The 22,894-nt window shown below is 59.5% G+C and carries 23 protein-coding genes; 20 read left to right on the top strand and 3 right to left on the bottom strand.

Annotated elements, in window-relative coordinates; all coding sequences use genetic code 11:
* Nucleotides 1-53 precede the first annotated feature (53 nt).
* The 11 genes from E6W33_RS17340 to E6W33_RS17290 all read left to right on the top strand — a co-directional run bounded on the left by E6W33_RS17340 (nt 54) and on the right by E6W33_RS17290 (nt 10,541).
* Nucleotides 54-641 (top strand): hypothetical protein, encoded by a 588-nt coding sequence (locus tag E6W33_RS17340; RefSeq protein ID WP_136418575.1) that lies wholly within the window; start codon nt 54-56, stop codon nt 639-641.
* Nucleotides 642-787: 146 nt separating this feature from the next.
* Complete coding sequence (gene alaS / locus E6W33_RS17335; protein ID WP_136418574.1) at nt 788-3,409, top strand: alanine--tRNA ligase; 2,622 nt, start codon at nt 788-790, stop codon at nt 3,407-3,409.
* Nucleotides 3,406-3,930 (top strand): NUDIX domain-containing protein, encoded by a 525-nt coding sequence (locus tag E6W33_RS17330; protein ID WP_136418573.1) that lies wholly within the window; start codon nt 3,406-3,408, stop codon nt 3,928-3,930. Before alaS ends, E6W33_RS17330 begins: the two co-directional genes overlap by 4 nt.
* Before the next feature lie 92 nt (nt 3,931-4,022).
* Nucleotides 4,023-4,250 carry a sulfurtransferase TusA family protein gene (locus tag E6W33_RS17325; RefSeq protein ID WP_136418572.1) on the top strand — a complete coding sequence of 76 codons (228 nt, stop codon included), beginning with the start codon at nt 4,023-4,025 and terminating at the stop codon, nt 4,248-4,250.
* A 257-nt stretch (nt 4,251-4,507) separates the two neighbouring features.
* The gene (locus E6W33_RS17320) at nt 4,508-5,257 is read left to right on the top strand and encodes an electron transfer flavoprotein subunit beta/FixA family protein (protein WP_136418571.1); all 750 of its coding nucleotides are present in this window, start codon (nt 4,508-4,510) and stop codon (nt 5,255-5,257) included.
* 24 nt (nt 5,258-5,281) lie between these two features.
* A complete protein-coding gene (locus tag E6W33_RS17315; RefSeq protein ID WP_136418570.1) occupies nt 5,282-6,211 on the top strand; it encodes an FAD-binding protein in 930 nt (309 codons plus the stop codon).
* A 148-nt stretch (nt 6,212-6,359) separates the two neighbouring features.
* Entirely contained in the window at nt 6,360-8,153 is a 1,794-nt protein-coding gene (locus E6W33_RS17310; protein WP_136418569.1) for an acyl-CoA dehydrogenase, read from the top strand.
* A gap of 129 nt (nt 8,154-8,282) precedes the next feature.
* On the top strand, nt 8,283-8,720 hold the full coding sequence (locus E6W33_RS17305) for a DUF4864 domain-containing protein (protein ID WP_136418568.1): 438 nt from the start codon (nt 8,283-8,285) through the stop codon (nt 8,718-8,720).
* Between the two features lie 196 nt (nt 8,721-8,916).
* On the top strand, nt 8,917-9,135 hold the full coding sequence (locus E6W33_RS17300; RefSeq protein ID WP_136418567.1) for a DUF1059 domain-containing protein: 219 nt from the start codon (nt 8,917-8,919) through the stop codon (nt 9,133-9,135).
* 24 nt (nt 9,136-9,159) lie between these two features.
* Entirely contained in the window at nt 9,160-9,786 is a 627-nt protein-coding gene (locus E6W33_RS17295) for a DUF1326 domain-containing protein (RefSeq protein ID WP_136418566.1), read from the top strand.
* Nucleotides 9,783-10,541 carry a DUF2182 domain-containing protein gene (locus E6W33_RS17290; protein ID WP_211097363.1) on the top strand — a complete coding sequence of 253 codons (759 nt, stop codon included), beginning with the start codon at nt 9,783-9,785 and terminating at the stop codon, nt 10,539-10,541. The genes E6W33_RS17295 and E6W33_RS17290 overlap by 4 nt, the downstream gene beginning before the upstream one ends.
* Nucleotides 10,542-10,547: 6 nt before the next feature.
* Here E6W33_RS17290 and E6W33_RS17285 read toward each other — a convergent pair whose 3' ends face one another.
* Nucleotides 10,548-10,898, bottom strand: a complete 351-nt coding sequence (locus tag E6W33_RS17285) for an NINE protein (protein ID WP_136418565.1) — start codon at nt 10,896-10,898, stop codon at nt 10,548-10,550.
* Nucleotides 10,899-11,128: 230 nt separating this feature from the next.
* Here E6W33_RS17285 and rpsP point away from each other — a divergent pair, with 230 nt between their 5' ends.
* The 7 genes from rpsP (at nt 11,129) to E6W33_RS17250 (ending at nt 15,755) form a co-directional block, all read left to right on the top strand.
* A complete protein-coding gene (gene rpsP, locus E6W33_RS17280) occupies nt 11,129-11,383 on the top strand; it encodes a 30S ribosomal protein S16 (RefSeq protein WP_136418564.1) in 255 nt (84 codons plus the stop codon).
* Between the two features lie 30 nt (nt 11,384-11,413).
* Nucleotides 11,414-11,941 carry a ribosome maturation factor RimM gene (gene rimM, locus E6W33_RS17275; protein WP_211097362.1) on the top strand — a complete coding sequence of 176 codons (528 nt, stop codon included), beginning with the start codon at nt 11,414-11,416 and terminating at the stop codon, nt 11,939-11,941.
* A 24-nt stretch (nt 11,942-11,965) separates the two neighbouring features.
* On the top strand, nt 11,966-12,712 hold the full coding sequence (trmD, locus tag E6W33_RS17270) for a tRNA (guanosine(37)-N1)-methyltransferase TrmD (RefSeq protein ID WP_136418745.1): 747 nt from the start codon (nt 11,966-11,968) through the stop codon (nt 12,710-12,712).
* A gap of 100 nt (nt 12,713-12,812) precedes the next feature.
* On the top strand, nt 12,813-13,199 hold the full coding sequence (gene rplS, locus E6W33_RS17265) for a 50S ribosomal protein L19 (RefSeq protein ID WP_136418562.1): 387 nt from the start codon (nt 12,813-12,815) through the stop codon (nt 13,197-13,199).
* 124 nt (nt 13,200-13,323) lie between these two features.
* Nucleotides 13,324-13,995: a CoA pyrophosphatase gene (locus E6W33_RS17260; RefSeq protein WP_136418561.1), complete on the top strand. Its 672-nt coding sequence runs from the start codon at nt 13,324-13,326 to the stop codon at nt 13,993-13,995.
* A 123-nt stretch (nt 13,996-14,118) separates the two neighbouring features.
* Nucleotides 14,119-15,075 (top strand): CobD/CbiB family protein, encoded by a 957-nt coding sequence (locus tag E6W33_RS17255; protein ID WP_136418560.1) that lies wholly within the window; start codon nt 14,119-14,121, stop codon nt 15,073-15,075.
* A 338-nt stretch (nt 15,076-15,413) separates the two neighbouring features.
* Nucleotides 15,414-15,755 carry a DUF3579 domain-containing protein gene (locus E6W33_RS17250; RefSeq protein WP_136418559.1) on the top strand — a complete coding sequence of 114 codons (342 nt, stop codon included), beginning with the start codon at nt 15,414-15,416 and terminating at the stop codon, nt 15,753-15,755.
* Nucleotides 15,756-15,841: 86 nt separating this feature from the next.
* On the opposite strand, the gene E6W33_RS27595 is transcribed toward E6W33_RS17250, so the two are convergent.
* A complete protein-coding gene (locus E6W33_RS27595) occupies nt 15,842-16,837 on the bottom strand; it encodes an SRPBCC family protein (RefSeq protein WP_247869680.1) in 996 nt (331 codons plus the stop codon).
* 230 nt (nt 16,838-17,067) lie between these two features.
* Here E6W33_RS27595 and E6W33_RS17235 point away from each other — a divergent pair, with 230 nt between their 5' ends.
* Both E6W33_RS17235 and fumC read left to right on the top strand, forming a co-directional pair.
* A complete protein-coding gene (locus tag E6W33_RS17235) occupies nt 17,068-20,346 on the top strand; it encodes an EAL domain-containing protein (RefSeq protein WP_136418558.1) in 3,279 nt (1,092 codons plus the stop codon).
* A gap of 175 nt (nt 20,347-20,521) precedes the next feature.
* Nucleotides 20,522-21,919, top strand: coding sequence for a class II fumarate hydratase (gene fumC, locus E6W33_RS17230; RefSeq protein ID WP_136418557.1), 1,398 nt, complete (start codon nt 20,522-20,524; stop codon nt 21,917-21,919).
* Nucleotides 21,920-21,921: 2 nt separating this feature from the next.
* Here fumC and E6W33_RS17225 read toward each other — a convergent pair whose 3' ends face one another.
* The gene (locus tag E6W33_RS17225) at nt 21,922-22,824 is read right to left on the bottom strand and encodes a LysR family transcriptional regulator (RefSeq protein WP_136418556.1); all 903 of its coding nucleotides are present in this window, start codon (nt 22,822-22,824) and stop codon (nt 21,922-21,924) included.
* Nucleotides 22,825-22,894: the final 70 nt, after the last annotated feature.

Below are 22,894 nucleotides of genomic sequence, written 5' to 3'. Positions count from 1 at the left end.
TGAAGGCAGCATGGGCATTTCACCCATACCTACTTCACTGAAAGGAAAGCAACATGAGAAAAACACAACTGATCACGGCTCTCCTGGCCACACTCCTTGCCGCACCGGTATTCGCGCAGAACGCCGCCACCTCGGTGCAACGCGACGTCAACCAGCAGCAGCGGATTGAAAACGGCCTGCAATCCGGCCAATTGACCACCCGCGAGGCGGCACGCCTTGAACGCGAAGAATCCCGCGTCGACCATGCCGAAGCGAAGGCATTGCGCGACGGCAGCATGAGTGCCCAGGAAAAGCGCAACATCAGCCGCCTGCAAAACGACGCGAGTCGCGACATTGCCGCGCAAAAGCATGACGCACAGACCGGCAATCCGGATTCGCCCTCCAGCAAGCGCATGCAGGCTGACGTGCAACGCAATATCAACCAGCAACAACGTGTCGAAAACGGCATCAAGGACGGTTCCCTGACCAACCATGAAGCTGCAAGAATGGAACGCGGCCAGGCACGTGTGAACCGGCGCGAATTCCAGGCCGGCCGCGACGGCCACGTGGGATCCGTCGAGCAGACAAGGGTGCAACGCACCGAAAACCGCCAGTCCGGCCGCATTCATCGGCAGCGGCATGACGCCCAGCATCGCGGTTGATCGACTGTCAATAGGGTTTTACTGTCATCGCGGGCCCGCCGACATGCTCCGGCGGGCCTTTTTTCGTTCCGCGAAGGGCGCTCAATGAAGAAGGGATATCACGTATAATCAACGGTTTGCAACGCATTCCCATCTTTTCGCCAAACATGAACTCGTCTGAAATCCGCGACAAATTCCTGAAGTATTTCGAATCCAAGGGCCACACCATCGTTCGTTCGTCCAGCCTGGTACCGGGCAACGACCCGACGCTGCTGTTCACGAACTCCGGCATGGTGCAGTTCAAGGACGTGTTCCTTGGCCAGGACAAGCGTGCCTACACCCGTGCGACAACCGCGCAGCGCAGCGTGCGCGCCGGCGGCAAGCACAACGACCTGGAAAACGTCGGCTACACCGCACGCCACCACACCTTCTTCGAAATGCTGGGCAATTTCTCGTTCGGCGATTACTTCAAGCGCGATGCGATCCACTATGCATGGGAATTGCTGACCAAGGTGTATGGCCTGCCGCAGGAAAAGCTGTGGGTCACGGTGTATCACGAAGACGACGAAGCCTATGACATCTGGGCCAAGGAAGTCGGCGTGCCGGCGGAGCGCATCGTGCGCATCGGCGACAACAAAGGCGCGCGTTACGCCTCCGACAATTTCTGGCAGATGGCAGACACCGGCCCTTGCGGCCCCTGCTCGGAAATCTTCTACGACCACGGCGCGGAAGTCTGGGGCGGCCCGCCGGGATCGCCGGACGCCGACGGCGACCGCTACATCGAAATCTGGAACCTGGTGTTCATGCAGTTCAACCGCGACGAGCAGGGCGTCATGCACCCGCTGCCGCGTCCCTGCGTCGATACCGGCATGGGCCTGGAGCGTATCGCCGCCGTGCTGCAGCATGTGCACTCCAACTACGAGATCGACCTGTTCCAGAACCTGATCACCGCTGCCGCGCGTGAAACCAATATCAGCGACCTCACCAACAATTCCCTGAAGGTGATCGCCGACCACATCCGTGCCTGCTCCTTCCTGATCGTGGACGGCGTGATCCCCGGCAATGAAGGCCGCGGCTATGTGCTGCGCCGCATCGTTCGCCGCGCCTTGCGCCACGGCTACAAGCTGGGCCAGACCAAGCCCTTCTTCTACAAGCTGGTCAAGGATCTGGTCAAGGAAATGGGCGCCGCCTATCCGGAACTGCCCGCCGTCCAGTCGCGCGTCGAGCAAGTGCTCAAGCAGGAAGAAGAGCGTTTCGGCGAAACCCTCGAACACGGCATGAAGATCCTCGAAGCCGCGCTGGCGAAGGATGCCGCGCGCCTCGATGGCGAAACCGCATTCACGCTGTACGACACCTACGGCTTCCCGCTCGACCTGACCGCGGATATCTGCCGCGAGCGCAATGTCGAGCTTGACCAGGCCGGCTTCGAAGCCGCGATGGAGCGCCAGAAGCAGCAGGCGCGCGCCGCCGGCAAGTTCAAGATGGCAGCCGGTATCGAGTACAGCGGTGAGAAAACGCGCTTCGTCGGCTACGAATCCCTCGCGCACGAAAGCAAGGTCGTTGCACTGTACGTTGACGGCGCTGTCGTCCATGAAGTCAACGCCGGCCAGCACGCGATCGTGGTGCTCGATTCCACGCCGTTCTACGCCGAATCCGGCGGTCAGGTGGGCGACTCCGGTTTGCTTGAATCCGTGTATGGCGACCAGGTCGTCACCTTCGAAGTGAAGGACACGCAAAAGATCCAGGCTGACGTGTTCGGCCATCACGGCGTGCTGACGCAAGGCCGCCTGCTGGTCGGCGACACGCTTAATGCCAAGGTCAATACCCGCCTGCGCGCGCAAACCATGCGCAACCACTCCGCAACCCACCTGATGCACAAGGCCTTGCGCGAAGTCCTCGGCAGCCATGTGGCGCAGAAAGGCTCGCTGGTCGATCCGGAGAAAACCCGCTTCGACTTCAGCCACAACGCGCCGCTGACCGCCGACGAGATCCGTCGCGTGGAAGAGCTCGTCAACCGCGAGGTCCTCGCCAATGAAGCGACCCAGGCGCACGTGATGAGCTATGACGACGCCATCAAGTACGGCGCGATGGCGCTGTTTGGCGAGAAGTACGGCGACGAGGTCCGCGTGCTCGGCATCGGCTCCTCGAAGGAATTGTGCGGCGGCACGCACGTCACGCGCACTGGCGATATCGGCCTGTTCAAGATCGTGTCCGAAGGCGGCGTCGCGGCAGGCATCCGTCGCGTCGAAGCCGTGACCGGCGAAGCCGCGCTGGCATTCGTGCAGAACCTCGCCGCGCGCATCAATGAAGCGGCCGGCGCACTGAAAGTCCAGCCGGAAGAACTGACGCAGCGCATCGTGCAAGTGCAAGACCAGGTCAAGTCGCTGGAAAAGGAACTCTCGACATTGAAGTCGAAACTGGCCTCCAGCCAGGGCGACGAACTGGTGGCCAAGGCCGTGGATATCAACGGCATCAAGGTTCTTGCGGCTACTTTGAACGGCGCCGATGTTCCGGTCCTGCGCGAGACCATGGACAAGCTGAAGGACAAGCTGAAAACCGCCGCCATCGTGCTGGCCGCCGTCAAGGACGGCAAGGTCAGCCTGATCGCTGGCGTGACGCAGGATGCCACTTCCAGGGTAAAAGCCGGCGACCTGGTCAACTTCGTCGCCCAGCAAGTCGGCGGCAAGGGCGGCGGGCGTCCCGACATGGCGCAAGCCGGCGGCACCGATCCCAGCGGCCTGCCCAAGGCGCTGGAAGGCGTCACCGACTGGGTTCGCCAACGCGCATGACGACCTACCAATACTGTCCGATGTGCGCCGCGCCTCTGATCGAGCGCGCGGACACCGGCGAGGGCGGCAGGATTCGCCTTGCCTGCCCGGACGGCCATTGGACGCACTGGGACAATCCGCTCCCGGTGCTGGCGGCGCTGGTCGAGGTAGAAGGTCGTATCCTGCTGGCGCGCAATGCCGCCTGGCCGGAAAAAATGTTCGCGCTGATTACGGGCTTCATGGAACGCGGCGAAACACCCGAACAGGGCGTCATGCGCGAGCTGAAGGAAGAAACCAATCTCGATGCGCATGAAGTCACGCTGATCGGCGTGTATGAATTCATCCGCAAGAACGAACTCATCATTGCCTACCATGTGAAAGCGTCCGGCGACATCCGCCTTTCCGAGGAACTGGTCGACTATCGGCTGGTCGCTCCCGAAAAGCTGCGTCCCTGGCGTGCCGGAACCGGTTATGCCATGGCCGACTGGCTGCGCGCACGCGGATTTCCCGTCGAATTCATCGATTTGCCGACCACTTCCTGATATCTTGCTGCCGGTTACTTGTTGCGTCGCACAAAAATGCGGTCAATTGGAGTAGAATTTCTGCATCTAAGCCATTCTGTAGACCGGAAATCATGGAATTTCAAAAAGACCTCGACGCACGCGGTTTGAATTGCCCACTGCCGATTCTGAAGGCAAAAAAGGCGTTGGCGGAAATGGCGAGCGGCGAAATACTGCGCGTCATTGCAACGGACCCAGGGTCGGTGCGCGATTTCCAGGCGTTCGCCCGGCAAACCGGCAACGAGCTGGTCGGCCAGGCCGAGAACAACAAAGAATTCACCTTCTTCATGAAACGCAAATAGGTCTGATATGCCGCATGGCAGGCGGCATTGATTTCGCTATTCTTCCTGGCGGAACAGGCACGCAAGCGGCATGCGCCGCCAATCCTTCTGCCGAGCAATCCTAGATCAGCTTTTTTGGATTTTTAGTGCGATTTAGTGCATACTCTCTACCAATTAATAGAACGGTCGTGCTAAATTTCAGCATGCTCTCTGGTTCTCTCTTATAATCACGGTTTGGTTTACGTTAACGTCAATTGTTTCTTTACAAAGGCAAAGCTATGAAAGTTTTGGTTCCAGTCAAACGCGTGGTGGACTTCAACGTCAAGGTCCGCGTGAAATCCGACGGTTCGGGCGTCGACACCGCCAATGTCAAGATGTCGATGAACCCTTTCGATGAAATCGGCGTCGAGGAAGCCACCCGCCTCAAGGAAGCCGGCAAGGCGACTGAAGTCATCGCGGTGTCCTGCGGCGTGACTCAGGCACAGGAAACGCTGCGTACCGCCATGGCCATCGGCGCCGATCGCGGCATCCTGGTCGAGACCGATGTCGAACTGCAGCCGCTGGCCGTTGCCAAACTGCTCAAGGCCGTGGCCGACAAGGAGCAACCGCAACTGATCATCCTCGGCAAGCAAGCCATTGACGACGACTGCAACCAGACTGGCCAGATGCTGGCAGCACTGCTGGGCTGGCCGCAAGCCACCTTTGCCTCCAAGATCGTGATCGACGGCGACAAGGCCAACGTCACGCGCGAAGTCGACGGCGGCCTGGAAAACCTGTCGCTGACGCTGCCTGCGATCATCACCACCGACCTGCGCCTGAACGAGCCGCGCTACGTCACGCTGCCGAACATCATGAAGGCCAAGAAGAAGCCGCTGGAAACCGTCAAGCCGGCCGATCTCGGCGTGGACGTGACGCCGCGTCTGAAGACCGTGAAAGTGACCGAGCCGCCCAAGCGTTCCGCCGGCATCGTCGTCAAGGATGTCGCCGAGCTGGTCAACAAGCTCAAGAACGAAGCCAAAGTCATTTAATTCAATTCAGATCAGGAACCCATCATGACAGCACTCGTCATTGCTGAACACGACAATGCTTCGTTGAAAGGAAGCACCCTCAACACCGTCACCGCGGCTGCACAATGCGGCGGCGACGTCCACGTCCTGGTTGCCGGCGGCAACTGCGGCGCTGCGGCCGAGGCCGCATCCAAGATCGCCGGCGTCGCCAAGGTGCTGGTCGCCGATGCGCCGCACCTGGCTAACGGCCTGGCAGAAAACATTGCCGAGCAAGTGCTCGCGCTGGCAGGCAACTACTCGCACATCCTCGCTCCGGCTACCGCCTACGGCAAGAATATCACTCCGCGCGTCGCTGCCAAGCTGGATGTCGGCCAGATTTCCGAAATCACCAAGGTCGACGCGCCCGACACCTTCGAGCGCCCGATTTACGCCGGCAACGCGATCGCCACCGTGCAATCGGCCGATCCGGTCAAGGTCATCACGGCACGTACTACCGGCTTCGATGCGGCAGCCATGGGCGGCAATGCAGCGGTAGAGCAGGTGACCCCGGTTGCCGATACCGGCAAGGTAGCTTTCCTGTCGCGCGAACTGGCCAAGTCCGACCGCCCTGAACTGACTGCCGCCAAGGTCGTCGTTTCCGGCGGTCGCGGCATGGGTTCGGGCGAGAACTTCAAGATCCTGGAACCCTTGGCCGACAAGCTGGGTGCCGCCATGGGCGCATCGCGCGCCGCGGTCGACGCCGGTTTCGTGCCGAACGACTGGCAAGTTGGCCAGACCGGCAAGATCGTTGCTCCGCAGCTGTACATCGCCGTCGGTATCTCGGGCGCGATCCAGCACCTGGCCGGCATGAAGGATTCGAAGACCATCGTCGCGATCAACAAGGATGCGGAAGCGCCAATTTTCTCGGTGGCCGATTACGGCATCGTGGGCGATCTGTTCGAGATCGTGCCGCAACTGGTTTCCGAACTCGGTTAAACAAGCAAGCAGGGCAGGTGTTCGCCCTGAAGAAAAACAATAGTTGAAAATACCGGGCAGGACCTGCCGGGTTTGTCGCGGAGTTGACAGGAAATTTTCCTGCATTCCGTAATAATTCCCGCAGTCCTGCCTTTTTTTGGAGTCTTAGATGAGCTACGTCGCCCCGCTGAAGGACATGCTGTTCGTTTTGAACGAACTGGCAGGTCTCCCCCAAGTGAATGCATTGCCCGGCTGCGAAGATGCAAGCCCGGAAACTGTCGAAGCGGTACTGGAAGAAAACGCCAAGTTCTGCAGCGAAGTGATTGCACCGCTGAATGTCGCGGGCGACAAGGAGCCGAGCTTCTGGCACGATGGCGACAAGGTCACCACCACCAAGGGCTTCAAGGAAGCCTTCAAGTCCTTCGGCGAAGCCGGATGGCAAGGCGTGCAGCACCCGGTGGACTTCGGCGGCCAAGGCCTGCCGAAGCTGGTCGCCACTCCCTGCATCGAGATGCTCAACGCGGCAAACCTGTCCTTCGCGCTGTGCCCGCTGCTGACCGACGGCGCGATCGAAGCACTGATGACCGCAGGCAGCGACGAGCAGAAAAATATCTATCTCGCAAACCTGATTTCCGGCAAATGGACCGGCACCATGAACCTGACCGAGCCGCAGGCAGGCTCCGATCTTGCATTGGTGCGTTCGCGCGCCGTGCCGCAGGGTGATGGCACCTACAAGATTTTCGGCACCAAGATTTTCATTACCTACGGCGAGCACGACATGGCGGAAAACATCGTCCATCTCGTGCTGGCTCGTACCCCGGATGCGCCGGAAGGTGTGAAGGGTATTTCGCTGTTCATCGTGCCGAAGTTCATGGTCAATGCAGACGGTTCGCTCGGTGCGCGCAATGATGTGCATTGCGTGTCGATCGAGCACAAGCTCGGCATCAAGGCCAGCCCGACTGCAGTGCTGCAATTCGGTGATAACGGCGGCGCCATTGGCACCCTGGTCGGCGAAGAAAACCGTGGCCTGGAATACATGTTCATCATGATGAATGCCGCGCGCTTTGCCGTCGGCATGCAAGGCATCGGCGTTTCCGAGCGCGCATACCAGAAGGCGGTGCAATACGCACGCGACCGTGTTCAGTCGCGCGACCTGGCCGGCTCCAGCGGCCCGGTGTCCATCATTCACCATCCGGACGTGCGCCGCATGCTGATGTCGATGCGCGCACATACGGAAGCAGCACGCGCATTGTCCTATGTGACCGCCGCCGCGCATGACGTCGCGCATCACCATGCGGATGATGCGACACGCAAGGCCAATCAGGCCTTCTACGAGTACATGGTGCCGGTCGTCAAAGGCTGGTCCACGGAAATGTCGATCGAAGTCGCTTCCAATGGTGTGCAGGTGCACGGCGGCATGGGCTTCATCGAGGAAACCGGCGCAGCGCAGTACTACCGCGATGCGCGCATTCTGACCATCTACGAAGGCACGACCGCGATCCAGGCCAACGACCTGGTCGGTCGCAAGACCGTACGCGACGGCGGCGCCACGGCGAAGGGCATCCTCGCCCAGGTCCGCAGAACGGAAGAGGAACTGTCTGCTGCCAACTCCGCCGAGCTGCTGGCAATCCGCAAGCAGCTCGCTGCCGGCTCCAAGGCGCTGGAAGAAGTGGTTGACTACGTTGTTACCAACATGAAGGCCGACATCAAGGGCGTATTTGCCGGCAGCGTGCCCTACCTCAAGCTGGCGGGCGTGGTGCTGGGCGGATGGCAGATGGCGCGCGCAGCCCTGGTTGCCGAGCGCAAGCTCAAGGCAGGAGAAGGCGATGCCAGGTTTTATCAGGCAAAGATTGCGACCGCGCGCTTTTTCGCAGATCACATCCTCGCGCAAGCGTCCGGTTATCGCACGGCGATCATCGAAGGAAGCGCCGGCGTACTGGCTCTCGCAGAAGAGCAGTTCTAAGCTGTTCGATGCGCATCAAGAAAGGCAGCCGCCAGGCTGCCTTTTTTTCATCCACAAGCGAACTCTCGGCGTTTTTTTGGATCTGCCATATTAAATCAATAACGTGCAGCGTCTCATCCGGAGGCGATCATGAAACGCATATTGGCAGTGGCAAGTCTGCTCGCCGGGTTAAGCATGCCGTGCTGGAGCAATGCAGAGGCGATCGGTGACATTACTACGGCGGATGCCATAGCGATTCATGAGGTCGTGCAGTCGCAGCTGGACGCATTGGCCAATGACGATGCGGTCAGCGCATTCGAACTGGCAACGCCGGAAAAGCGCCTGCTGATTGGCAGCCCGGACAATTTCCTGCGCATTATCAAGGAAGAATACAACCCCATCTATCGCTACCAGCGCGCGATATTTTCCAAGCCGGAAGTCGTCGACGGTGATGCCATCCAGGTAGTGCGCGTCACCGACGGTGTCGGGCATGTATGGGTTGCGATCTTCTCGATGCAGCAAGAAGACGACAGCAGCTGGAAGATCGACGGTTGTCAGTTGCTGGAAACGGCAAGCGTTTCAATCTAAATCAATCTTTGTCAAATTGGCAGGATACTTTCGCTCGTAGCGAACGAAAGTGTCTTGAATCGCGTTCTCTCCCTTCCTATAAATCGACATGCGGCGACATCGCCGCATGTCGTCCCGTCGAGCGCAGATTCTCGCGCTGCAGTTGATCGGAAATCTGCCTCGTGACATTACTCTTCAATTCACGGAGGCTAACATCATGGCCCGCAAATACATCGACTGTCGCGAATTCCCAAGCGACATGAATTGTTCCGTCGCGATTGCCGCGGATAACGATCAGGAGCTGCTGGACGCAGCGGTTCAGCACGCGGTCGCGGTTCACAAGCACCAGGACACCCCCGAGCTGCGGCAGCAGATCAAGCAGTTGTTCAAGGAGGGCACTCCGCCCATCGAGCGCCCGGTAAGCCACGCGCAATAGGAGCAAGGCAAAGGAGGGCAAGTCATGTCTACCTGGAAAATGAAAGGTGAATACCTGAAGAACTGCAACTGCCTTGCGACCTGCCCCTGCGACACGGAAGGATTTCCCAGTCCGCACAAGTATTGCGAGGGCATCGTCGGAATGCATATTACCGAGGGAAATTTCGGCGACGTCCGGCTTGATGGTCTGTACTGGGCCGGTATCGCGCACTGGCCGGGAGCGCTGCACGAAGGGAACGGGCGGCTGCAACCACTGATCGACGAACGCGCAAACGAAGAACAACGCGCGGCAATGCTGGAGATATTGAGCGGCAAGAACGGCGGACCGCTGTTTGAGATCCTCGCCGCGGTTTGTCCGACTGTCTATCCGCCGCAATTTGTGCCCTTCACCTGGGAATTCGACAAGGACGGGCGGCATGCGCGTCTGACGGCTGGAAAATTGCTGAAGGCGTCTTCCGAGCCCTTGACGGTGCCCGCCACCGGCGAGCAGCAACGCGTCAGGGTGGTGATGCCCGATGGCTTCGAATATCGAGAGATGGAAGTTGCAAGGTCGACCGAACTCGAAGCTAGCGGCGAAATCAGTTTCAGCTACAAAAACACGCACAGTTCGCTGGCGCAGGTCGAACATACGCAGGCAGGCCTGGCTGCATGAAACTGAATGACCATGATCGCGCGCCGCTACTTGCCGGCCTGTGCGGCGTCGCGGGTCTGTCCTGGGCGTACCTGATCTTCCAGGACTGGGCGATGCGCCACATGGATGTCGTCGAAATGGCCATGCCGAGCCTCGATGAGTGGGGTATGGCTGACCTGTTCCTGGTGTTTTCGATGTGGGCGATCATGATGGTGGCGATGATGCTGCCGTCGGTCACGCCAGTCGTTCTGTTGTTCGAGAAGGTGAATCGCCGCTATCGGGCGCAGCACCGGAGTGCGTCGGCCACATGGGCATTCCTGCTTGGCTATCTGACGATATGGACGTGCTTCAGTCTGCTGGCGACTGCGGGACAGTGGTGGTTGCACCACCTTTCATTGATCTCTCCCGGAATGGTTGCCAGCAACCGGACGCTGGCCGGAACCTTATTGATTCTCGCCGGCACTTACCAGTGGAGCTCGTTGAAGTTCGCCTGTCTGGCGCATTGCCGCTCACCGCTCGATTTCTTGATTCTGCGCTGGCGACCCGGTGGATGGGGAGCGCTGCGCATGGGTTTTACGCACGGACTTTATTGCACTGGCTGCTGCTGGCTCTTGATGGCTTTGCTGTTTGTGGTTGGCGTGATGAACCTGGCCTGGATCGTCGTGTTGAGCGCCTTGGTACTTGCCGAAAAGGTCATTCCGCGGGGAATCTGGCTGGCACGCGTCTCCGGAATTCTGCTGGCCTCCTGGGGAGTTTGGCTGGTGAGCACGACGTGAGTGCCATCAGCCATAGGCGCCGCCGGTAAACAGCAAATCGAAGGTGCGGGCTATGGCCGCGATCACGGCGATGGCGCCGCCGCCAAAGGTCAGCACAAGCAATATGGCAAGCGGCCAGCCCGAATCCGATTGCCGGCCGGAGTCGCGATTATGTAGCGCGTCCCATTTTTCGTCTGGCGTCAAGCCGATCACAAGGGCTTCAATAAAGCCGGCAAAAATAGATAAGGGAAACAGGACAAGATGTACCCATGCCCATACGTCTTTCTTCCCGTAAAGATAAAACCGGTGCACGCCGAGGCCGCCAAAAATCGAAGCGAAAAAGGCTGCGAGTGTCTTGTTTTTATGGGGTGTGGTCATCGGATTGCGCGCTTGGCCGTTGTATTCTTGTTAAAATGATTGATTGTCTACCGGGCGATACCGATACGGTCGCCCGACCGAGGCGTAGTGTGCATGAGGAAGGTCTGCAAAGCAACGCCATCGCAGATTGACTACCACCTCGCGTCCCATTACTAAACTTGCAGGAGCCGGGAAAAATAGGCTATAATTCCCGGCTTTTTCCGTCTTCGAACAATTTTTGGAAGCACATTATGGTCGTTATTCGTTTATCCCGTGCCGGCGCCACCAAGCGTCCTTTCTACAACATCGTTGCAACCGATTCGCGCAACCGTCGCGATGGCCGTTTTATCGAGCGCCTGGGTTTCTACAACCCGATCGCCGCTGGCAATGATGAAGGTTTCCGCATTGCGCAAGACCGCCTGGCACACTGGCAAGGCGTTGGCGCACAACTGTCGCCGACGGTTGCTCGCCTCGTCAAGGAAGCTGGCAAAAAAGCCGCTGCGTAATTCAGTTTGTCGATTAAAGCTGCATCGGGGATGACTATCCCTGACGATCTGGTGCTGGTTGGCTATGTGGCCGGCGCCTATGGTATCAAGGGCTGGGTCAGGATCCGGCCTTATTCGAGCGATGCCGATGCGCTGCTGCATGCAAAGACGTGGTGGCTGGACAAGCCTGCCCTGCGCGACGTCGATATGATGCAGGCCAAGATTCACGGCGAAGATGTAGTCGCCCAGTTGATGGGCGTGGCGGACCGCGATGCGGCCGAAGCGCTCAAGGGTGCAGCCGTGCAAGTGCGGCGCAGCCACTTCCCGCCGCTATCGGATGACGAGTTTTACTGGATTGATCTGATCGGACTGTCAGTCGAGAACCTGCAAGGCGAGAGCCTGGGAACGGTTGCCGACTTGATGGACAACGGTGCGCATCCGATCTTGCGCGTGCTTGAACCGGTGACTCCTGGTGGCGACAAGCCGCAGGAACATCTGATTCCGTTTGTCGACCAGTTCGTCAAGACGGTCGATCAGTCGGCAAGGAAGATAACGGTGGACTGGGGGCTGGATTATTAGCCCGGAATTGAGGGATCGGTGAAGATGCAATTTGATGTCGTCACGCTCTTTCCCGAGATGTTTGCCGCGATAACGCAGTCGGGCATCACCCGGCGCGCGTTTGAGCAAAAGAAATGTGCCTTGTCATTGTGGAATCCGCGTGATTTCACGACAGACAACTACCGGACCATTGACGACCGGCCTTATGGCGGCGGACCTGGAATGGTGATGCTGGCGAAACCTCTGGAAGCCGCCATCGAGGCCGCGAAAGACCGTCAGTTGCAACAGGGTTTGCCGAAACCTCAGGTAGTGTATCTGTCGCCACAAGGCAAGCCGCTCACGCATGACCGCGTGATGAGGTTCACAACCGAATCAGGCCTGATCTTGTTGTGCGGACGGTATGAGGCAGTGGATCAGCGTCTGCTGGACCGCTGTGTCGACGAGGAAATCAGTCTCGGCGATTTCGTTCTGTCAGGCGGTGAGTTGCCGGCAATGGCACTGATGGATGCCGTTATCAGGCAGTTGCCGGGCGTGCTGAATGACGATGTGTCGGCGGTCGAGGACAGTTTCGTCAACGGCTTGCTCGATTGCCCGCATTACACGCGACCGGAAGTGTACGAAGGCGTGTCGGTCCCGCCGGTATTGATGGGCGGGCACCATGCGGAGATTGAAAAGTGGCGGCGTGAACAGGCGCTGCTGGCGACCGCGAGAAAGCGGCCGGATTTGATCGTAAAGGCGCGCGAAGCAGGATTGCTGACGCGAGCCGATGAAAAGTTTTTGAGCAGTTTGTAGTTGTTGTATCGCGCGGGGTCATTCCCGTATTTGTAAAACCCCATCCTCTACCGGGCAACGACGTTGAAAGCGCCGGCATGATGGTCCAAGGAGCTGAAAAATGGACTTGATCCAGAAACTCGAGCAAGAAGAAATCGCCCGCCTGGGCAAAAACATCCCTGACTTCGCACCGGGTGACACCGTCGTCGTCAACGTCAACGTGGTTGAAGGCACCCGCAAGCGTGCACAGGCATACGAAGGCGTCGTGATTGCACGCCGCAATCGCGGTCTGAACTCCAACTTCATCGTCCGCAAGATTTCTTCCGGCGAAGGCGTGGAGCGTACGTTCCAGCTGTACTCGCCGCTGATCGCTTCGATCGAAGTCAAGCGCCGCGGTGACGTGCGTCGTGCGAAGCTGTACTACCTGCGTGAACGTTCGGGCAAGTCGGCACGTATCAAGGAAAAGCTGCCGAATCGTCGTACTGCTGCTGCGCAAGCCGCAGAGTAATCGACGCGTACTGCAGGAAAAAGGCACCCGCGGGTGCCTTTTTTCATTTCCGGCCAGTCTTTGGCAAACGGTATTCACGTTAGAATCGATAAACACTCCACTGCATGTTCCAGGAAACAATACATTGTCCAAACTGATTTTCGATCCAGAAGCGCTTCCCGTCGATTCGATCGCCGGCGAACCGGCGGTCGCGCCTGAGCGGCTGACCGAGGCATGGCTGCGCGAACGATTCGCCAGCCCGCCGTCATGGAATCCTGAAAACTTTGAAGAGCCTTTGATCCGCAAAGGTCTCGGCGAGCCGACACCGGCTTCGGTGCTCATGCCGCTGGTCGCCCGCGACGAGGGCTTCACCATGCTGCTCACGCAGCGTACCGCGCATCTCAACGATCATGCCGGGCAGGTCAGCCTGCCGGGCGGCCGGGTGGACGAGGCCGATACGACGACTATCGACACCGCGTTGCGCGAAACGGAAGAGGAAGTCGGCCTGCATCGGCGTCATATCGAAGTGCTTGGCACCCTGCCGGATTACATTACGGGCACCGGCTTCCGCGTTACGCCGGTGGTATCGCTGGTGCGACCGCCTTTTGATTTGCGGGCCGATCCGTTTGAAGTGGCGGAGATTTTCGAAGTCCCGCTGTCCTTTCTGATGGATGGCATGAACCATCAACGCCGCATGATTGAGTTGCCAAACGGGCTTGGACGGCGTGTCTTTTATGCCATGCCATACCAGCGTTTTTTCATCTGGGGTGCCACCGCCGGCATGCTGAGGAACTTGTTCCATTTTTTGCGGGCGTAGGGATTTGTCCTCCGTGCAGCCACCTGCATGGCGTTGCCTCGGCGACTTCGCTGCGGCGGTCCCGTTTGATTACCTTGTTGCGCTGCGTTATCGTATCGGTTGTATGACTATCAAGGCAGGCTGATGACCTTCTTCTCCATTCTCTTGGCGCTGTTATTCGAGCAACTCAAGCCGCTGCGCGCGGATAATCCGATGTATGCCGCATGCAAGCAATTGGCGGCACGCATGGAAGCGACGTTCAATGCCGGTGAGGAGAGGCATGGGCGCACGGCCTGGATCGTGACGATGCTGATCCTGATGGTGCCGACCTTGCTGGTGTACTGGTTGTGTGCAAGGATCAGCCCGCTTCTTGCGCTTGCATGGAATGTGCTGATTGCCTATCTCACGCTTGGCTTTCGCCATTACAGCCATTACTTCACCTCGATTCAGCTAGCGCTCAATAGCGGCGACGAGACCACGGCGCGCACACTGCTTGCCGAGTGGACCAGGCAGAACACAGCCGGCATGAGTGTGAGCGAGATTTCGCGCATTGCAGTCGAGAACGCGTTGATCACTAGCCATCGCAATGTATTCGGCGTGTTTTTCTGGTTCATCATGCCGCTTGGCCCGGCGGGGGCGATCATGTATCGCGTGGCCGAATATCTTGCGCGCGCCTGGAACGAACCAGAACACCTGAAGAACGAGCCGTTCGGCCGTTTTGCGACGAAGGCGTTTTACTGGATCGACTGGATTCCCGTGCGTCTGACGGCCATTGCGTTTGCCATTGTCGGCAATTTCGAAGACGCGGTGTACGCGTGGCGCAATTTTGCCGATCGCTGGCAGGACGAGGCCATCGGTATCATTCTGTCAGCCGGCGGCGGTGCGATGGGCCTGCGCCTGGGAACGGCGAATGAAACCGCGGCCGATATTCCGGTCGCCGATGCCGCCACGGTCGATTCCGCCAGTGCCGAGCCGGAGGCCCTGCCGGGCGAGGAGGCAACCGCGCGCGCGCTGCAAAGCACGGTCGGATTGGTGTGGAGGGCATTATTGCTGTGGATGCTGCTCCTGCTGTTGCTGTCTTTCGCCGTGTGGCTGGGCTGATTCCTATCAGCTGCGCGAAAGTGCTGCTACCTCTCATCGTCGGCAGTGCATTATCCTGGCCGGCAACGGTCTAATGGATGGTTCCTTTTCGAGGGACAGGAGCTTGGCGGAAAAGACTTCGAACGACGAAGTCACGACCGGACAACCGACGGTTGCCCACCTGCTGGGGCATCCCATAATATGGGATCTTGTTTCGCAACAAGTCTTCTATAAGATATAATATGCAAGAATTCTGAAAGCTTTGCGCCGCATAATGGCGCATGGCAAGGAGCCGGTTGCCGCACCAGAAGCAACCGACGCCGGAACAATAGCAACCGCTATAAAGGCAAGCCGCGCACATGGCAGATTCGACTAAACCCAAGATTGTTGCCCGCGAGTTTTTCATTCAAGGGGTTACCAGCGATGGCAGGCAGTTTCGCCCGAGTGACTGGGCTGAACGCTTGTGCGGTGTGATGTCCTGTTTCCGCCCGGAGGGAAGTGGTGGGCCGGGTGCCCATCTGCGCTACTCGCCTTATGTGCGGCCGACCGTGCTTGGCGGCGTGAAATCCGTGGTCGTCAACGAAGCCTTGCGCGAAATCGAGCCGCTGGCTTTTCACTTCGTCGTTGATTTCGCGAAAGACAACGACCTGCAGATCGTGGATGCATGCTTGTTGCCCGAAACGAATGAAAAGCTGGCCTGATCGGCACTATCCAGTTTCCTCTCTTTCTGTTTTTCTCCCGTACTGCCTTCGCGATTCCACTTCACCAAACCGAGCCGGGAACGCGTTCAGATCGATCGCTTTCCCCGGAGCGTTGCCGAACGGTCTTGCCACAGTTTGTAGGCCAAGGCGGCCGTGATGCCGAAAACCGCGTGTGCCGCAGCCGTGATCCAGTCGCGGCTAGCCTCAAACCAGGGGAACAAGGCGGTAAATCCATACATGTTGATCGCGAAGAGCGACAACCCGGACAGGCAGCCCGCAAGCGCAGACCTCCATCGGCTCAGATTTTCAATAAATGGCGCCAACAACAATCCGTACACAAGCGAGAGCGCGAGGTGCACTACGCTTGCCACCAGCATGATTCTCAAGTCAAAAGTGGCCGGCGGCGGGAGGATGGTCGGGCCCAGCACGATTGCCGCCGCGAGCCGTGTATCGCGCAGCAGCAAGTCGACCGGCGGGTAGGAGTCCACCCACCACAAGGTGACTTGCACGATTGTCGCAATGCCTCCTGCGACAATGCCGGCCGCGCCGGCGGCCGCCCAGTTGATCTTCGGCGAGGGTATGCTTTTCACGGCGGGAGGCAATTCATGGTACGTGGCGTCGATCAGGTGCGCGCCCAGCTTGCGGGCCAGCGCTTCGGCACCTTGCTGCATGAGTGCGTGGTGATTGCTTGCAAACACGCTGCGCACGGCCGGTGCGGCCAGATTCATCCACAACCTGGTGGTGTGCACATGCCATTCGTAATGCACGGTAGTGATGTCGTCATGATGAGAGAAGGTCCAGCGGCCGATGCCTTCCAGATCGCCGCTCACGCTGGCTTCGAGTACGTTTAACGGTACGATCCGGGTCGCACAGGCATCGAAGCGCAGCCGGTACGGCAGTTTCCCTTTCCAGATATAGCGCCGTACGCTGCCGATTCCATTGGCGTCGCCTTCAGCGCAGTGCTCGACAGCATCTGCGCCCGGCCACCAGGCGGGCCACTGGAGCGAGTCGAAAATGGTATCGAAGACATGCTGCAAGGGCGCCGCAATGTGCCAGACGGCGACTAAGCGGTACTCGGTCATGGGAGATGGTCATTTGACAAGGAAAGTCTATCGTAATGCCCGGCTTCAGCCTCAGGATTGATGTATTTCGCCCGCGGGACTGAAAGCGATTTGGAGAAGGGTGACAGCCGTCCGGAATTGTTTCAATTACGACATTTATTTCCTATAAGAAATAAGTTACCCTATTGCAGGGAGAAGCACGTCCAGGCGGCTATTCTTCTGTCGAGTTTCCAAAACCAACCGGAGCCGGGATGTTTCGCAGCCGTCTGTCATTCAATCTGTCGATCGCCACCGTGCTGGCGACGGTGATTGGCCTGACCTGCACCTCGGCACTGTTCCTCGGCCTGCGCAGGCTGGAACATGACAAGATTGAGCTCGATTTCCAGCAGCACGCCAACGCGCGCATCCTGAGCGTGCAACAGCAACTGGACGAGGCGGTTCAGGTGCTGCGGGTGATCAATCAGCTGTTCGCAACGTTCGGGCAGGTCAGCCGCGAGCAGTTCCGCGAGTATACGCAGCCGCTGCTCGGTCGTTACCCCTATGTTCAGGCTTTCAACTTTCATCGTTTTATCGCCAGCGGTGAGCGCGCGGCGTATGAAGCCGGCATGCGGGCGCAATTTCCCGGATTCATGATGACGCAGCTCCGGGGCGGCAAACCGGTTCCTGCACAGCCGCGCGATCGCTATCTGGTGGTTGATTACATCGAACCCATGCGCGGCAATGAAGCGGCATTCGGCATGGACGTCTCGCCCAACAAGCAGCTGCGAGACGCCGTGCAATATGCGATCGATTCGGGCAAGCCTGCATCCACCGGTCTTCTGCAACTGGCGCAAGGGGAGGGGTTGCGGCGTGGCTTCCTGGTGGTGATGCCGGTCTACAAGCATGGTGCGCCGCTGAGCAGTGTTGACGCGCGACGCCGCGCAGCTATCGGCGATACTGCAGCGGTGTTCGATGCTTCCGGTGTCATCGAAAAGCTGTTGAATGATGATGGCCTGCTGAATACGCGCGCGCTCGACATCAGCGTGTATGCCGGCGGCGCGCTCGACGAACGATTGCTGGTCTATCGACAGGGGGCGGCGGCATCGATCGATACGGCGACACCATGGGTGCCGCGCTGGGTAGTGATGGACCAGCCTGACAGTATCGTGCGCAATCTTGAGGTTGCAGGCCGCGTCTGGAGCATCAGCGTAGCGGCACGTCCGACGCTGTTCTCCGCACGGCACAACGGTTCCTTGTACGGACTGGTGGCTGGCGTGCTGGTCAGCCTGCTGCTCGCCGCTTATGTGCAAGCGCTCGTCGTGCGTTCGCGGCGGGTCCACAAGCTGGTTGAGCAGCGCACCGGGGAACTGCGGCTGGCCAACGAATTGCTGGTCGATGACATTGCCGCGCGACGCCGCGCGGAAGAGGGGCTGCGATTGCGGCAGCGCGCGATCGATGCCAGCGCCAATGCCATCATCATCACCAGTGCCGTGCCGCCCGAGTATCCGATCGAATACATCAATCCGGCATTCGAGCGCATTACGGGCTATTCCGCGGCCGATGTCGTCGGACGCAGTTCCGCGGTGCTCTGGGCACATGACCGCGATCAGCCGGAAATCGAGGAACTCCGTGCCGCCGCGCGCGAAAAGCGCGAAGTGCATACCATCCTGCGCAATTACACCAAGGATGGCGAGATGTTCTGGAGCGACGTCTATCTCGCTCCGGTGCGCGACGAAGCGGGAGAGGTGACGCATTTTGTGGTGGCTTTGTACGACATCACCGCGACCAGACGCTATCAGGCCGAGCTGGAATTCCAGGCCAACTGCGACACCTTGACCGGTCTGGCCAACCGCAATCTTCTGCATGACCGCCTGCGTCTTGCGATCGCCTATGCGGAGCGCTACGGCAATCCGGCGTGGGTGCTGTTCATCAATCTCGACCGCTTCAAATTCGTCAACGACACCCTTGGCCATCGCGCCGGGGATGAGGTCCTGAAATGTGTCGCCAAGCGATTGCAGGAAGTGGTGCGCGATACCGATACCATCGCGCGCTTGTCGGCGGATGAATTCGTGCTGGTGCTGCCGGAGCGGGCCGACGACAACCTCTCGCCGGCCGTGGTACAGCGCATCATGGATGCGATTGCGCCGCCGATCATGATCGAGGGATATGAATTCGTAATGGGATGCAGTGTCGGCATCGCGGTTTGCCCGAACGACGGCACCGATCCTGACGTACTGATCAAGCACGCCGGCATTGCGATGTATCGCGCCAAGGAAATCGGACGCAACAACTTCCAGTTCTATACTGCGACCATGAATGAGCGGGCCATGGAGCGCTTGCGAATCGAGGGCGATCTGCGCAATGCGCTGGAACGCGAAGAGTTCGAACTGCATTATCAGCCGCAAGTAGACCTGGCCACGGGGCGTGTGCTCGGCATGGAAGCGCTGATCCGCTGGCGACATCCGTCGATGGGCATGGTGCCGCCGGTACGATTCATCCAGTTGGCCGAAGAGATGGGCTTGATCCTGCCGATCGGGACCTGGGTGCTGCGAACCGCGTGTCGCCAGAGCGTCGAATGGCAGCGCGCGGGACGCGGGCAAGTGCGGGTGGCGGTCAATCTGTCGGCACGCCAGTTCTATCAGCAGGATCTGGTGGCGACAATCAGCGAAATCCTGGAGGAGACCGGCATCGCGCCGCAACTGCTGGAGCTGGAGTTGACCGAGAGCATGATGATGAGCGACGTCGAGCATGCGGTCGGCATCCTGCGCAAGCTGAAGGCGCTTGGCCTGCACCTGTCGATCGACGATTTCGGCACCGGCTACTCCAGCCTGTCCTATCTCAAGCGATTCCCGATCGACCTGCTGAAAATCGACCAGTCCTTTGTGCGCGATATCACGGTCGATCCGGACGATGCAGCGATCGTCTTGTCCATCATTTCGCTGGCACACAGCCTGCGCCTGAAGGTGGTTGCGGAGGGTGTCGAGACCGAGGCTCAGCTCGCCTACCTGCAGCGGCATGGTTGCGATTTCGTGCAGGGTTTCTTCTTCAGCCACCCCTTGCCTGCGCAGGAATGCGCGCAGCTCATTCAACGCGACATGCTCGTGTTCCACTCGGCGGCAAAGGGCGCGCCGCGCTTGCAAACCAGGACGCTTCTGATCATTGATCGCGATCCGGACGTAGTCCGTACATTGCGTCGCTTGCTGCTGCAGGACGGATACCAGATTTTGCATGCGTTCACGGCAGACGAGGCATTCGAGTTGATGGCGCGGCATGAAGTGCATGTGACCTTGTGCGAGCAGGGCATGCCAGCCCGGAACGGATCAGACCTGCTGGACGCGGTGAAGGAAAGACATCCGCATGCGATTCGCATCCTGCTGGCTTGCGACGAAGAGGAAGAAGCAGCGATCGATGCCATCAAACGCGGCGAAATCTTCCGATTCTTTACTCGTCCATGGAATGACAAGACCTTGCGCGACATCATTCGTGATGCGTTTCATCACCACACCCTGTTGCGCGATGCTCAAGCCGAACGCATGCGCGCCCGCGCCTGACATTCGCCGTCTCCCGCCCGGCTGAATATCCCTTTTTCAATGATCGCGGCTAGCCTGTGCCTGCTTCAATGGTCTTGATCGGCAGCCATTGATGCACTACGTTGAAATGTGAGGGCAAGCCGGAACGCTTGCCAGTGTTCGACGATCGAAACGGCAAACAACAACGGAGTGCGCAATGGCAACGACGAGAACGGAACATGACACGTTTGGCGCCATCGAGGTGCCTGCTGACCGGCTGTGGGGAGCGCAAACTCAGCGCTCAATGCAACATTTTCGAATTTCCTCGGAGCGCATGCCGGTTCCGCTGATCGTGGCATTGGCGCAGGTCAAGCGCGCCTGCGCGCTGGTCAATCGTTCCCTGGGCAAGCTCGAAGAAAAGAAGGCGAACGCCATCATCGCGGCGGCGGCGGAGGTCATCGACGGGCGATGTGGGGAGGAATTCCCGCTTTCCGTCTGGCAAACCGGATCCGGCACGCAAACCAACATGAACATGAACGAGGTGCTGGCCAATCGCGCGTCCGAACTGCTTGGCGGTGTGCGTGGCGAAAGCAGGCTGGTGCATCCGAACGACGAGGTGAATCTCGGCCAATCCTCCAACGACGTTTTTCCGACGGCGATGCATGTGGCCGCCGTGAGCGTCATGACGAATGCGCTGCTGCCGGCCTTGCGTGCATTGCGCGGGACGCTGGATGCCAAGGCGGCGGCCTTCGCTGACGTGGTCAAGATCGGTCGCACGCATTTGCAGGATGCGACGCCGCTCACGCTGGGCCAGGAGTTTTCCGGTTATGCAGCCCAGCTCGATCATGCGGCAGCGGCCATCAGCAGCGCCTTGCCGGCCTTGTCCGAACTGGCGATCGGCGGCACTGCGGTAGGCACGGGATTGAATGCTCCTGCGGGATTCGGCGAGCGGGTGGCCTCGGAGTTGGCGCGCGCGACGGGATTGCCGTTCAGGAGCGCAGCCAACAAGTTCGCCGCGCTGGCGGCACACGACGCCATGGTGTCGGGCCATGGCGCATTAAAGACCTTGGCGGCGGCCCTGATGAAGATTGCGAATGACGTGCGCTGGCTGGCCTCCGGTCCGCGCTCCGGGCTGGGTGAAATCACGATCCCGGAAAATGAGCCGGGCAGCTCCATCATGCCCGGCAAGGTGAACCCGACGCAGTGCGAAGCACTGACGATGCTGTGCTGCCAGGTCTTCGGCAACGACGTCGCGATCAATTTCGGCGGCGCATCCGGCAATTTCGAACTCAATGTGTACAAGCCGCTGATCGCGCACAATTTCCTGCAGAGTGTGCGCCTGCTGGCCGACGGCATGGACAGCTTCGACCGGCATTGCGCGCGCGGCATCGAAGCCAATCGTGTCCGCATCGCCGAGTTGATGGAGCGCTCGCTCATGCTGGTCACCGCATTGGCGCCGCACATCGGCTACGACCGCGCGGCGCAAATCGCCAAGCGTGCGCATCATGAGGGCAGTACCCTGAAAGAGGCCGCAATGGCGCTGGGCTATGTGACGCCGGAGGACTTCGACCGCTGGGTGCGGCCTGCGGCGATGACGCATCCTGCCAGTACCTAGAATCAGTCTCGGCTCGACAGAATGACTTGCTCGCGAAACCAGCGATTGGCCGGATCGTTGTCGACGTTCGCGTGCCAGTACAGGAAAACGTCAAAGGCCGGCACTTCCAGCGGAAAGGGGATGATCTGGTTGCCGAACTGTTCGTTGGCGATTTGCGCGTAGCGGCCGGGCATGGTGAGCAGCATGTCGGTCTGGCTGACGACGCGACAGGCGGCGAAGTAGTGCTGGCAGCGCAGGCGAATATGCCGCTCCAGCCCGAAGCGGCTGAGTTCGAAATCTTCCAGTCCGGGGCCGCGCCGGCGCGAGCTGGCGAGGATGTGGTCTTGTTTCAGGTAGGTGTCGATGTCCAGCTTGCCGTCGATGGCCGGATGGCCCTTGCGCGCGACGACCACCGTCGAGTCCTGGTAGATCCGCGTGTGCAGGATGTCGCTCGACAGCGGCAGCAGGACGTCGATGGCGCCGTCGAGCGTGCCGGTGGCCAGTTCGGTTTCCAGTTCGCGCCGCTCGACCTGCATGGCAGCAATGTCCACCAGCGGGGCGGTTTGTCGCACGCGTCGCATCAGCGGCGGCAGGATGGTGGCCTCCAGCACGTCGCGCAGCGCAATATTGAAGCGCTTGCCGGTGGTCTCGGGATCGAAGGCATGCAGCCCATTGAGCGTGACCTCCAGCCCGCGCAAGGAGCGCCGAATTGGCTCGATCATGCTGCGTGCCAAGGGCGTTGAAACCATTTTGTGGCCCTGACGGACAAACAGTGGATCGTCGAACATCAGGCGCAGGCGACTCAGGGCATGGCTGATGGCGGGCTGCGTGAGGCTCAGTTTCTGGCTGGCACGGGTGACGCTGCCTTCGGTGTAGATGGCTTCAAAGACCGTAAACAGGTTCAGATCGACGCGCGATATATGCATATCGTTTATGTGATTCGATAATAACTATTCATTTGATCGATTCTATACCTGGCGATATGCTTCCCACAAC

Source organism: Herbaspirillum sp. ST 5-3 (assembly GCF_004804275.1).
Classification (GTDB): domain Bacteria; phylum Pseudomonadota; class Gammaproteobacteria; order Burkholderiales; family Burkholderiaceae_D; genus Noviherbaspirillum.
Note: the sequence above shows the minus strand (reverse complement) of the source record. Positions and strands in the feature narration are given on the sequence as shown.